The sequence below is a fragment of the Pseudoduganella aquatica genome (genome assembly GCF_020865585.1).
Lineage (GTDB): Bacteria > Pseudomonadota > Gammaproteobacteria > Burkholderiales > Burkholderiaceae_D > Rugamonas > Rugamonas aquatica_A.
The window spans coordinates 1,523,601-1,535,633 of sequence record NZ_CP086370.1 but is presented as its reverse complement, the minus strand read 5'-3'; the positions used below and the strand labels follow the sequence as shown (position 1 = coordinate 1,535,633).

At 67.9% G+C, this 12,033-nt stretch carries 9 protein-coding genes; 7 read left to right on the top strand and 2 right to left on the bottom strand.

All coding sequences use genetic code 11. The features are described from left to right. Window positions 1-13 precede the first annotated feature (13 nt). The gene (locus KT882_RS06730) at window positions 14-361 is read left to right on the top strand and encodes a DUF883 family protein (protein ID WP_161071629.1); all 348 of its coding nucleotides are present in this window, start codon (window positions 14-16) and stop codon (window positions 359-361) included. Window positions 362-459: 98 nt separating this feature from the next. Here the strand turns inward: KT882_RS06730 and proC are convergent, their stop codons facing one another. After that, complete coding sequence (gene proC, locus KT882_RS06725; RefSeq protein ID WP_228895046.1) at window positions 460-1,329, bottom strand: pyrroline-5-carboxylate reductase; 870 nt, start codon at window positions 1,327-1,329, stop codon at window positions 460-462. A 67-nt stretch (window positions 1,330-1,396) separates the two neighbouring features. Continuing rightward, window positions 1,397-2,110, bottom strand: coding sequence for a YggS family pyridoxal phosphate-dependent enzyme (locus KT882_RS06720; RefSeq protein WP_228895044.1), 714 nt, complete (start codon window positions 2,108-2,110; stop codon window positions 1,397-1,399). Window positions 2,111-2,178: 68 nt separating this feature from the next. On the opposite strand from KT882_RS06720, the gene KT882_RS06715 reads away from it, so the two are divergent. From KT882_RS06715 to KT882_RS06690, 6 genes are all read left to right on the top strand, one after another. Next, window positions 2,179-3,222 (top strand): type IV pilus twitching motility protein PilT, encoded by a 1,044-nt coding sequence (locus tag KT882_RS06715; RefSeq protein WP_161071632.1) that lies wholly within the window; start codon window positions 2,179-2,181, stop codon window positions 3,220-3,222. Window positions 3,223-3,224: 2 nt separating this feature from the next. Next, complete coding sequence (locus KT882_RS06710) at window positions 3,225-4,361, top strand: PilT/PilU family type 4a pilus ATPase (RefSeq protein WP_161071633.1); 1,137 nt, start codon at window positions 3,225-3,227, stop codon at window positions 4,359-4,361. A gap of 8 nt (window positions 4,362-4,369) precedes the next feature. Then, window positions 4,370-4,855, top strand: coding sequence for a glutathione peroxidase (locus KT882_RS06705; RefSeq protein WP_161071634.1), 486 nt, complete (start codon window positions 4,370-4,372; stop codon window positions 4,853-4,855). Between the two features lie 48 nt (window positions 4,856-4,903). Beyond that, window positions 4,904-8,353, top strand: a complete 3,450-nt coding sequence (locus KT882_RS06700) for an MHYT domain-containing protein (RefSeq protein WP_161071635.1) — start codon at window positions 4,904-4,906, stop codon at window positions 8,351-8,353. Window positions 8,354-8,370: 17 nt separating this feature from the next. Then, entirely contained in the window at window positions 8,371-9,366 is a 996-nt protein-coding gene (locus tag KT882_RS06695; RefSeq protein ID WP_161071739.1) for an HD domain-containing phosphohydrolase, read from the top strand. Window positions 9,367-9,474: 108 nt separating this feature from the next. Next, a complete protein-coding gene (locus KT882_RS06690) occupies window positions 9,475-11,988 on the top strand; it encodes a putative bifunctional diguanylate cyclase/phosphodiesterase (RefSeq protein WP_228895040.1) in 2,514 nt (837 codons plus the stop codon). The last annotated feature ends 45 nt before the right edge of the window (window positions 11,989-12,033 follow it).

Genomic DNA, 12,033 nt, shown 5'->3' with positions numbered 1-12,033 from the left:
AGAGAGGTTTTCCATGGACCAGACCACCACCCCAGCCAGCACCTTGCGCAGCGACGCCAGCGCCGACCGCGAACGCCTGCTGAACCACCTGCGCGATGCGGTCACCGACGCCGAGCAATGGCTGAGCACAGCCGTCAAGGACGCGCCCGCCGACGTTGAACACGCGAAAACGGCTTTCAAGGAAACCCTGCAGACCGCCAAGACCGATCTGCTCAGGCTGGAAGGCAGCATGCTGGCGCGCGGCAAGCTGGCCGCCAAGGCCACCGACAACTATGTGCACGAGCACCCCTGGGGCGCCGTGGCGGCCGGCGCGGTGGTCGGCATTCTGGCCGGCATGCTGATCGGCGCCACGCAGCGCTAGGCAGGTCGGCAGCCAGCTAACGCGTAGGGCGCGTAGGGCGCGTAGGGCGGGTTAGCGCAAAGCGCGTAACCCGCCAGAGCCGCCAGAACCGCCAGCGCCTAATCCGCCGCGCCGAACTCCACGCCCATTTCGCGGCCGCGCGCAGCCGCCGCCGCCATGGCGCGGCCGATCGCTTCTGCCACGCCGTCGGCGGCCATGCTGGTCAGCGCGGCATAGGTGGTGCCGCCCTTGGACGTCACGCGCTCGCGCAGCAGCGACACCGGCTCGTCCGATTGCGCCGCCAGCTGCGCCGCACCGGTGAAGGTGGCCAGCGCCAGCGCCTTGCCCTGCTCGGCGCTCAACCCCAGCTCCTCGGCCGCCTTCTGCATGGCCTCGATAAAGTAGAACACATAGGCCGGGCCGCTGCCGGACACCGCCGTCACCGCGTCGATCTTGGCCTCATCGTCCAGCCATACGGTGGCGCCGACGGCTTTCATGATGGCGTCCGCCGCCGCCTTCTGTTCCGCGCTCACGCCGGCCGATGCGGCCAGGCCGGTCACGCCCATGCCAATCAGCGCGGGCGTGTTCGGCATGCAGCGCACAATGGCGCGCCCGCCGCCCAGCCAGCGCGACAAGTCGGCCGCGCGTATGCCCGCCGCGATCGACAGCAGCAGCGGACCACCGCCCTCGCCGCCCGCCGCCGGCAGCAGCGGACGCAGCTGCTCGGCCACCTCGCGCATGCTTTGCGGCTTCACCGCCAGCACGATCACGTCCGCGCTGGCCACGGTCTGGTAGGCTGCGGGGTCCGGCGCCTGCTGCGCGCCGGGCAGCGCGCCCGAGGTGGTCACGCCGAACTGCGCGCTCAGCTTCTCCAGCGCGGCCGGGTTCGGATCGACCACGTGGATATTCGCGCCCGCCGTCAGCTTGCCGGCCAGGCCGGAGACCAGTGCCGCAGCCATATTGCCGCCGCCGATAAATGCAATTTTCATAAAGTCCCTTGTTGTGTCGCCGCGTGCGCGGTGCAGGCGCGCGCCGACATGGTTGTGTCGCCGCGTGTCATTGCGCGGCGTAGCTGCGCGCGCCGAAAATGGCGCTGCCCACGCGCACGATGGTGGCGCCTTCCAGCACCGCCGCCCGCATGTCGCCGGACATGCCCATGGACAGCGTATCGAGCGCAAAGCCCTGCGCGCGCAGCGCCTCGTACAGTTCGCGCACGCGGCGGAACGCCGCGCGCTGCTTGTCTACATCCTCCTCCGGCTCCGGGATGGCCATCAGGCCGCGCAGGCGCAGATTCGGCAGCCCGGCCACGGCCTGCGCCAGCGCCGCCACGTCCTCAGGCGCCGCCCCGCTCTTGCTGGCCTCCCCGCTGATATTCACTTGCAGGCAGATATTCAGCGGCGCCAGCCCGGCCGGCCGCTGCTCGCTCAGGCGCAGTGCGATCTTCTCGCGCTCCACCGTGTGCACCCAGTCGAAATGCTCGGCGATGGGCCGCGTCTTGTTGCTCTGGATGGGGCCGATGAAATGCCATTCCAGCGCCGGGTCCGGCACGGGCGTGGCCGCAGCCAGGGCGCGGATCTTGTCCACGCCCTCCTGCACATAGTTTTCGCCGAAGGCGCGCTGCCCCGCCGCCACCGCCTCCTGCACCGCATCTGCGCCGAACGTCTTCGAAACGGCCAGCAAGCGCACCGATTGCGGCGCGCGGCCGGCTTCGTGCTCGGAGGCAACAATTGTACTGATCACTGCTTGCAAGTTCTGGGCTATTCTGGACATAATCATTGAGCGGGCTGGTTGGGCCGGTTCCGCAGGCCTCCCCCCGAAACGCAGCACTGGGATTATAAATGGACATCTCCGAATTACTCGCATTCTCCGTCAAGAACAAAGCCTCCGATTTGCACCTGTCCGCCGGCCTGCCGCCCATGATCCGCGTGCACGGCGACGTGCGCCGCATCAATCTGCCGCCGCTCGAGCACAAGGACGTGCACGGCATGATCTATGACATCATGAATGACGGCCAGCGCAAGGCCTACGAGGAAATGCTGGAGTGCGACTTCTCCTTCGCCATTCCGGGCCTGGCGCGCTTCCGCGTCAACGCCTACAACCAGGAGCGCGGCGCGGCCGCCGTGCTGCGCACCATTCCGTCCAAGATCCTCACGCTGGAGGAGCTGAACGCGCCCAAGATCTTCGCCGAATTCGCGCTCAAGCCGCGCGGCCTGGTGCTGGTGACGGGGCCGACCGGCTCGGGCAAGTCCACCACGCTGGCGGCCATGGTCAACCACCTCAATGAAAACGAATACGGCCACATCCTCACCATCGAGGACCCGATCGAGTTCGTGCACGACTCCAAGAAATGCCTGATCAACCAGCGCGAAGTGGGGCCGCACACGCTGTCGTTCAACAACGCGCTGCGCTCGGCGCTGCGGGAAGACCCGGACGCCATCCTGGTCGGCGAGCTGCGCGACCTGGAAACCATCCGCCTGGCGCTGTCGGCGGCCGAAACCGGCCACCTGGTGTTCGGCACCCTGCACACCTCCTCCGCCGCCAAGACCATCGACCGTATCGTGGACGTATTCCCGGCCGAGGAAAAAGAGATGGTGCGGGCCATGCTGTCCGAATCGCTGCAGGCGGTCATCTCGCAGACCCTGCTCAAGACCAAGGACGGCTCCGGCCGCGTGGCCGCGCACGAGATCATGGTCGGCACGCCGGCCATCCGCAACCTGATACGCGAAGCCAAGATCGCGCAGATGTACTCGGCCATCCAGACCGGCAGCAATGTCGGCATGCAGACGCTGGACCAGAACCTGACCGAGCTGGTGCGCCGCAACGTGATCTCCTCGGCCGCCGCCCGCAACGCCGCCAAGATCCCCGACAACTTCCCGGGCTAAACATGGAACGCGACCAGGCATCCAAATTCATGTTCGACCTCTTGCGCCTGATGGTCAGCAAGAACGGTTCGGACTTGTTCATTACCGCCGGCTTCCCGCCGGCCATGAAGATAGACGGCAAGATGACGCCGGTGTCGGCCCAGCCGCTGACGGCGGCCCACACGTCGGATCTGGCCCGCTCCATCATGAACGACAAGCAGACCGCCGGCTTCGAGCTGACCAAGGAGGCCAACTTCGCCATCAGCCCCGGCGACCTGGGCCGCTTCCGCGTGTCCGCCTTCGTGCAGATGAGCGCGGTCGGCATGGTGCTGCGCACGATTAATTCGGCCATCCCCAAGCTGGAGGACCTGGGCCTGCCCGAAGTGCTCAAGGACGTGGTGATGTCCAAGCGCGGCCTGGTCATCATGGTGGGCGCCACCGGCTCGGGCAAGTCCACCACGCTGGCGGCCATGGTGGGCTACCGCAACGAGAACAGCTACGGCCACATCATCACCATCGAGGACCCGGTGGAGTTCGTGCACCCGCACCGCAACTGCGTGATCACCCAGCGCGAAGTGGGCGTCGATACCGACGACTGGGAAGTGGCGCTGAAGAACACGCTGCGCCAGGCGCCGGACGTGATCCAGATCGGCGAGATCCGCGACCGCCAGACCATGGACCACGCCATCGCCTTCGCCGAGACCGGCCACCTGTGCCTGGCCACCCTGCACGCCAACAGCGCCAACCAGGCGCTGGACCGCATCATCAACTTCTTCCCCGAGGAGCGCCGCCAGCAGCTGCTGATGGACTTGTCGCTCAACCTGAAGGGCATGATTTCGCAGCGCCTGGTGCCGCGCAAGGAGACCAAGGGCCGCGCCGTGGCCATCGAGATCCTGCTCAATTCGCCGCTGATCTCGGACCTGATCTTCAAGGGCCAGGTGCACGAGATCAAGGAGCTGATGAAAAAATCCCGCGAGCTGGGCATGCAGACCTTCGACCAGTCGCTGTTCGACCTCTACGAGGCCGACGCCATCAGCTATGAGGACGCGCTGCGCAACGCCGATTCCGTCAACGACCTGCGGCTGGCCATCAAGCTGGAAGGCAAGGCCGCCAAGACGCGCGACCTGTCGGCCGGCACCGAACACCTGAACATTATTTAAGGAAGCACATGAGCACAGTCTTCGACTTCAGCGCCGACACCCTGTCCGGCGCACCGGCCGACCTGGCGCAGTACCGCGGCAAGGTGCTGCTGATCGTGAACACCGCCAGCAAGTGCGGCTTCACGCCGCAGTACCAGGGCCTGGAGGCGGTGTACCAGCAGTTCAAGGACCAGGGCGCCGTGGTGCTGGGCTTCCCCTGCAACCAGTTCGGCGCGCAGGAGCCGGGTTCGGCCGACGAGATCGGCGCCTTCTGCGAAAAGAACTACGGCGTGAGCTTCCCCATGTTCGCCAAGGTGGACGTGAACGGCAGCGGCGCGCATCCGCTGTACCAGCACCTGAAGAAGGAGTCGCCCGGCCTGCTGGGCACCGAAGGCATCAAGTGGAACTTCACCAAGTTCCTGATCCGCAAAGACGGCACGGTTTACAAACGCTACGCCCCCACCACCAAGCCGGAAGAACTGGCGGACGATATCGCGCGCCTGCTGGCCGAATAAGTCCCGCACCGGCACTACCCCGGCGGGGCCATCCCCCGTCCGCACATTATGGTTATAGATTACCTGGCGCAGCTGTTCTCGCCGCCCGCCGATCCTTCGATGCTCACCTACGGGAAGTACGATCCCTGGCTGGTGGCGCTGTCCGTGCTGGTGGCCTCCTTCTCGTCCTGGATGGGCTTGCAGATGGCCGGCCAGGCCGGCAACGCCACCAGCGCGCGCCTGCGCCGCGCCGCGCTGCTGACCGGCAGCCTGGCGCTGGGCAGCGGCGTGTGGGCCATGCACTTCATCGGCATGCTGGCCTTCGACCTGTGCACCAGCGTCGATTACGACCGCTCCATCACCATCTGGTCCATGCTGCCCAGCGTGGCGGCGTCGCTGGTGGCGCTGTCGCTGATCAGCCGCCAGCGCATCGGCCGCTGGCAGCTGCTGGCCGGCGGCGTGCTGGTGGGCGCCGGCATCGGCACCATGCACTATGCCGGCATGGCGGCCATGCGCAGCGCCCTGGAGCTGCGCTACGACCCGGCCATGTTCGCGCTGTCCATCGTGGTGGCGGTGGCGCTGGCCACGCTGGCGCTGTGGGTGCGCTTCGGCCTGAGCGCGCTGCGCGACCGCCTGAGCAGCGCCGCGCGCCTGGCCATCGCCGGCGTCATCATGGGCTGCGCCATCGCCGGCATGCACTACACCGGCATGGCGGCGGCGCGCTTCGTCGGCACGGTGCCGCCCGGCACGGCCGGCGGCGTGAGCGACTCCATGTTCCTGGCGCTGGCCATCACGCTCATCACCGTGTCCCTCACCTTGCTGGTGATGTCGGCCAACGGCCTGCTGCGCTACCGCGCCCTGTTCTTCCAGCTGAGCCAGAGCGAATCGTGGATGCGCGCGCTGCTGGCCACCGCCGTGGACGGCGTGATCACCATGGAGTCGGACGGCACCATCCGCGAATTCAACGCGGCGGCCGAACGCATCTTCGGCTGGCGCCGCAACGATATCGTGGGCCGCAACATCCGCCTGCTGATGGCCGACCTGGAGCGCTCGCAGCGCGACGGCCTGCTCAGCCACCTGAACGACGGCAGGGAGGGCGTGATCGGCGAGAGCCAGGACGTGCTGGGCCTGCACAAGAACGGCAGCCATGTCCCGCTGCGCAATGCCTACGGCCATGCGCGCCTGGCCGACAAGGATTTATACGTGTGCTTCGTCACCGACATCAGCGAGCGCAAGGCCATGGAGCAGCAGCTGCGCGCCAGCGAGCAGCAGTTCCGCTCCCTGATCGGCAACATCCCCGGCATTTCCTACCGCAGCCTGATGGCGCCGGGCTGGCCCATGGTCTTCGTCAGCGCGGCGGTGGAGAACCTGACCGGCTACCCGGCCGCCGACTTCCTCGGCTCGCCGCCCAAGCGCAGCTTCGGCGACCTGATCCACCCCGACGACCACGAGCAGGTGGCGCGCGGCCTGGACGCGGCGGTGGAAAAAGGCGAGCCCTTCGTGCTCGAATACCGCCTGCTGCACAAGGACGGCAGCACGCGCTGGATGTGGGAGAACGGCAGCGCCATCTTCACCGAGCAGGGCAAGGTGCAGTGGCTGGACGGGGTGATCCTCGACATCAGCGGCCGCCGCACCATGGAGGAGGAGCTGCGCGCAGCCAAGGAGCGCGCCGAGCAGGCCGCCGCCGCGCGCGCCGCCTTCCTGGCCAATATGAGCCATGAAATCCGCACGCCGATGAATTCCATCCTCGGCTTCACCGACGTGCTGCTGCAGGGCGATCTGGCCAACGACCAGCGCCGCCACCTGAACACGGTGCGCAATTCGGCGCGCTCGCTGCTGCGCCTGCTCAATGAAATCCTCGACACGGCCAAGCTGGACAAGGGCGCGGTGGAGCTGGAGCTGGCCGACTACAACCTGCTGGCCCTGATCGACGAGCTGTCCTCCACCATGGGCAGCAACGCCAGCGCGAAAGGCCTCAAGCTGTCCATCGCCTACGACCCGGCCATGCCGCACTGCCTGCACGGCGACGAACTGCGCGTGCGCCAGGTGCTCAGCAATTTGCTGGGCAACGCCATCAAGTTCACCGACCGCGGCAACGTCACGCTGGCGGTGGCGCGCGAGAACGGCCCGGACGGCGACTGCGTGCACTTCATTGTTAGCGATACCGGCATCGGCATTCCCGCCAGCCGCCTGGCCGCCATCTTCGAGCCCTTCACCCAGGCCGACGCGTCGATGAACCGGCGCTACGGCGGCACCGGCCTGGGCACCACCATCTGCAAGCAGCTCGCCGAGCTGATGGGCGGCCAGATCTGGGCCACCAGCACCGAGGGCCATGGCAGCGCCTTCCACGTGGTGCTGCCGCTCACGCCGGCCGTGAACCTGCCGGCGCTGCAGCGCCAGGCGCCGTGCATCAAGCTGCCGCCGCTGAACATCCTGGCGGCCGACGACGTGCCGCAGAATCTGGAGCTGCTGACGCTGTTGCTGGGCAAGCAGGGCCACAGCGTCACCGGCGCCAGCGACGGCGCCATTGCCGTGCAGCTGGCCGCCGAAGGCCGCTTCGACGTGATCCTGATGGACGTGCAGATGCCGGACGTGGACGGCCTGGAAGCCACGCGCCGCATCCGCGCGCAGGAGGCGCAGCAGGGCCGCGGCCGCGTGCCCATTATCGCCATGACGGCCAGCGTGCTGGAGAAGGACCGCGAGGCCACCAGCGCGGCCGGCATGGACGGCTTTGCGCCCAAGCCGGTGGACATGCACGTGCTGGGCCGCGAACTGGCCATGGTGCTGGGCATAGACATCGCCGAGGAGGCCGCGCCGGACGCGGAGCAGTCGCTGCAGGTGCTCAACCACGCGCATGCGCTGCACCGCTGGGCCGGCGAGGAGCGCGCCTACCACCGCTCGCTGCGCAACTTCGCCGCCGAACGCGCGCAGGCCAGCGGCGACTTGCGCAGCCTGACCGGCGTGGGCACCGGCCATGGCGACGATGCGGCTGCGGCCGCCGACGCGGCCGGCCTGGCCCACCAGCTGAAAGGCGCGGCCGGCAACCTCGGCCTGGAACAGCTGGCCGCCGCGCTGGACCAGCTTGAACGCGCACTGCGCGACACGGACACCCCGGCAGACGCCGTGTCCGGCATGCTGGCGGCGGTGGAGCAGCGCCTGGCCGAGGCCATCACCGCCATCGGCGAGCTGCTGGCCGACGCGCCCCCGTCCGCCCTGCTGCCCACCCCTGCCCCCGTCACTGCCGATGCCGCATCGCGCCCGGCCAGCGGCGCGCCCGCAGCCCTGGACGAACAGCTGGTGCGCACCCTGGGCGCCACCTTGCAGCGCTCCATCGACAGCGGCGCCTTCGATGAAGCCACGATGGCGCAGCTGGCGCAGGCCCTGGCCTCGCACGTTGCGCCGCAGCGCCTGCACGAACTGCAGCAAGCCATTGACGATTTTGATTTCAGCGCGGCCCACGCGCGGCTGGAGGCGCTGCTGGCGTCCGTCCTGCCCGCGGCGGCCGGGAGCACAACATGACCCTCGCACCTGCACAAATGCACAGCGCCCCCAAGCGCCTGCCCGTCATCCTCGCCGTAGACGACGAATCCACCAACCTCCAGCTGCTGCGCCAGATCCTGCAGGACCGCTACAGCCTGCTGTTCGCCAAGGACGGCCCGCGCGCGCTGGAGCTGGCCGCCAAGGAGCAACCCGACCTGATCCTGCTGGACGTGATGATGCCGGACATGACGGGCTACGAAGTGTGCCGCCGCCTGAAGGCCGACCCGGCCACGGCCGGCATTCCCGTCATCTTCGTCACCGCCCTCACCGACAGCACCGACGAGGTGGACGGCTTCGACGCCGGCGCGGTGGACTACATCACCAAGCCGGTCAGCCCGGCCGTGGTGAAAGCGCGCGTGCGCCTGCACCTGTCGCTGGTGCGCCTGGATGAACTGAAAGCAAGCCGCCTGGAGATCGTGCAGCGCCTCGGCCTGGCCGCCGAATACAAGGACAACGAAACCGGCCTGCACGTGATCCGCATGAGCCACTACGCGCGCCTGCTCGGCATCGCGGCCGGCATGGACGAGGACGACGTGGACGACCTGTTCAACGCCGCCCCCATGCACGACATCGGCAAGATCGGCATTCCGGACCGCATCCTGCAAAAGCCCGCCAAGCTGGACGAGGACGAGTGGCGCGTCATGCAGACCCACCCCACCATCGGCGCGGACATTATCGGCCGCCACGCCACCGGCATGCTGGCCGTGGCCTGCCAGGTGGCGCAGAACCACCACGAAAAATGGGACGGCAGCGGCTACCCCAACGGCCTGGCCGGCGAGGCGATCCCGCTGGCCGCCCGCATCGTGGCGGTGGCCGACGTGTTCGACGCGCTCACCTCGGTGCGTCCCTACAAGCAGGCATGGACCGTGGAGCAGGCCTGCGACCATCTGCGCGCACAGCGCGGCCTGCATTTCGAGCCCCGGCTGGTGGACCTGTTCCTGACCCAGCTGCCGGCCGTCGCCGAGATCATGGAAAAATGGGCGGAACGTTAAAAAGGGATGTGCTTTATTTACTTTTACGTAATAATGGGAATAGGAACGATTTAGAGCTGGACGGAAACCATGCCACTGCTGGGGAAATTGCTGTCATTGTGGATGCGCATGGGAATCTACGCGAGGCTGTTCGTCCCTATCTTTTTGCTAGTCACCATCATCATCAGCGTGCGCTATACGCTGCTGACCGAATCCGAATCAGCCGCCGCGCGCCAGCGCTATGAAGTGGAAGCGCAGCAGCTTGGCCAATACCTGGCCGCGGCTCTCAGGCCGCTGCAACGCGAACAGAACGAGAACGCCATCTCCGCCCTGCTGGCCGGCGCAGCAGCGCAGAATCCCGACCTGGCACTGGTGCGCTGGGAGCACGCAGGCGGGCAAGCCCGCGCCGCAAGCGACCCGGACCTGCCCGGCATCGCCCATCCTGCCTGGCTGGGACCGGCCATCGCCATCGAACCGCTGTATCTGAACCTGCGCGTCCCGCTGCGCAGCGGGAGTGAATCCACCCCGGGCGCCAACGCGGCGCCCCATGCCGCCACCGGCACCCTGTCGCTGTGGTTCCGTCCCACCCAGCCACTCAACCGCGTGTGGCGCGCGCTGCGCCAGCAGGCCATTATCTCGGCGCTGAACGTGGTCACCATCTTCGTGCTGCTTGGGCTGCTGGTCTACCTGAACCGCCGCATGCAGCTGCGCCTGGAGAACGCCACCAGCCGGTTCCAGAACGGCGAACTGGGTGTGCGCATGCCGGTTGCCGGCTCGCTCGAAGCGCGCGCCATGGCCACCACCTTCAACAGCATGGCCAGCCAGGTGCAGGCGCTGGTGCATTCGCTGCAGGACCAGAAGGAGCGCATTGAAGTCACGCTGGCCTCCATCGGCGACGCCGTCATCACCACCGGACTCGATGGCCGCATCGGCAGCATGAACGAAGCGGCGCAGCAGCTCACCGGCTACAGCGAGGAACAGGCCTGCGGCAAGCAATTGCAGGCGGTGTTCACGCTGGCCAACAACTTCGGCCACCAGGCGCTCAAGCGCACCATGCACAGCATCTGCGCCGGCGGCGCGGCGGTACGCGCCAAGAACCAGACCCTGCGCCAGCCCTCCGGCGCCAGCTTCGTCATCGAATACACGGTGGCGCCCATCCGCCGCAACGGCCACGGCGAAGCAGGCGCGGTGCAAGGCGCCGTGCTGGTGTTCCGCGACGTGAGCGAGAAAAAGCAGCTGATCCAGCAGATGTCCTGGCAAAGCCAGCACGATCTGCTGACCGGCCTGCCCAACCGCAGCGCCCTGGCGGCGCGCTTCGAGCACGAGCTGGAACTGGCGCGCGAGCAGGCCGGCGGCGCCACGCTGGCCGTGTGCATGCTGGACCTGGACCACTTCCAGCAAGTGAACGAGCGCGGCGGGCATGCGCTGGGCGACGAGATCCTCAAGCAGGCCGCAGGCCGCCTGCACAGCTTTGCAGGCCCGCGCCACTACGCGGCGCGCCTGGGCGGCGACGAATTCGTGTTGCTGCTGCCGGACCAGCCCGGCCAGGGCGCCGTCGAGCACGCGCTGGCGCAGCTGATGGCGCTGCTGGCCAGGCCCTACCATTGCGAGACGCAAACGCTGTCGGTGCCTGCCAGCGCCGGCGTGGCGCTCTACACCGGCGGCGATATCAGCGCCGACAGCCTGCTGCGCCAGGCCGACCAGGCGCTGTACCAGGCCAAGCTCACCGGCCGCAACAAGGTGCACTACTTCGACGCGCATCTGGACGAGGAAGTGCGCACCCACCACAACCGCCGCACCGAAGTGCGCGCCGCCCTGCGCGCCGGGGAACTGTGCCTGTTCTACCAGCCCAAGCTGGACATGCGCGCCGGGCGCATCATCGGGATGGAAGCGCTGCTGCGCTGGCGCCATCCTCTGCGCGGCATCGTCGGGCCGATGGAATTCCTGCCGGTGGTGGAGCACACCGATCTGATCGTGGAGATCGGCGACATGGTGCTGCGCCACGCGCTGCGCCAGCTGGAGGTCTGGCGCGCCAGCCATCCAGGCTGGGTGGTCAGCGTGAACATCGCCGCGCGCCACTTCCAGCGCACCGACTTCGTGCCGCGCCTGACCGCCATCCTGGCCGAATTCCCCACCGTGCCGCCGCGCATGCTGGAGCTGGAGATACTGGAATCATCCGCGCTGGCGGACATCGGCCACGTGCGCGCCATCATGCTGGAATGCCAGGCGCTCGGCATCCGCTTCGCGCTGGACGACTTCGGCACCGGCTATTCATCCATGTCCTACCTGAAGCGCCTGCCGGCCGAAGTGCTGAAGATAGACCAGAGCTTTGTGCGCAATATGCTGGTGGACCGTGACGACCTGCACCTGGTGTCGGCCGTGATCGGCCTGGCGCGGGCTTTCAACCGCAGCGTGATCGCCGAAGGCGTGGAGACCGTGGAGCACGGCGCCCAGCTGATGCGGCTGGGCTGCGAACTGGCGCAAGGCTACGGCATCGCGCGCCCCATGCCGGCGGACGACGTGCTGGACTGGACCGCCAATTTCGCCTCCACGCCCGCCTGGCAGCGCGCCGCGCTGCTGCCCATCGACGGCATGAACGGCGCCCCCAGCATCCCCAGCACCGCACTGCCCGCGGTCCCGTAACGGCGGGTTACGCGGGTACCCCGCTAACCCGCCCTACGGTGATTG

What these genes read in the sequence shown, in the direction of transcription:
- KT882_RS06730 (WP_161071629.1), top strand. Translation starts at nt 14, where the DNA reads ATGGACCAGACCACCACCCCAGCCAGCACCTTGCGCAGCGACGCCAGC.
- KT882_RS06720 (WP_228895044.1), bottom strand. Translation starts at nt 2,110, where the DNA reads ATGTCCAGAATAGCCCAGAACTTGCAAGCAGTGATCAGTACAATTGTT.
- KT882_RS06695 (WP_161071739.1), top strand. Translation starts at nt 8,371, where the DNA reads ATGCACAGCGCCCCCAAGCGCCTGCCCGTCATCCTCGCCGTAGACGAC.
- KT882_RS06700 (WP_161071635.1), top strand. Translation starts at nt 4,904, where the DNA reads ATGGTTATAGATTACCTGGCGCAGCTGTTCTCGCCGCCCGCCGATCCT.
- KT882_RS06710 (WP_161071633.1), top strand. Translation starts at nt 3,225, where the DNA reads ATGGAACGCGACCAGGCATCCAAATTCATGTTCGACCTCTTGCGCCTG.
- proC (WP_228895046.1), bottom strand. Translation starts at nt 1,329, where the DNA reads ATGAAAATTGCATTTATCGGCGGCGGCAATATGGCTGCGGCACTGGTC.
- KT882_RS06705 (WP_161071634.1), top strand. Translation starts at nt 4,370, where the DNA reads ATGAGCACAGTCTTCGACTTCAGCGCCGACACCCTGTCCGGCGCACCG.
- KT882_RS06715 (WP_161071632.1), top strand. Translation starts at nt 2,179, where the DNA reads ATGGACATCTCCGAATTACTCGCATTCTCCGTCAAGAACAAAGCCTCC.
- KT882_RS06690 (WP_228895040.1), top strand. Translation starts at nt 9,475, where the DNA reads ATGGGAATCTACGCGAGGCTGTTCGTCCCTATCTTTTTGCTAGTCACC.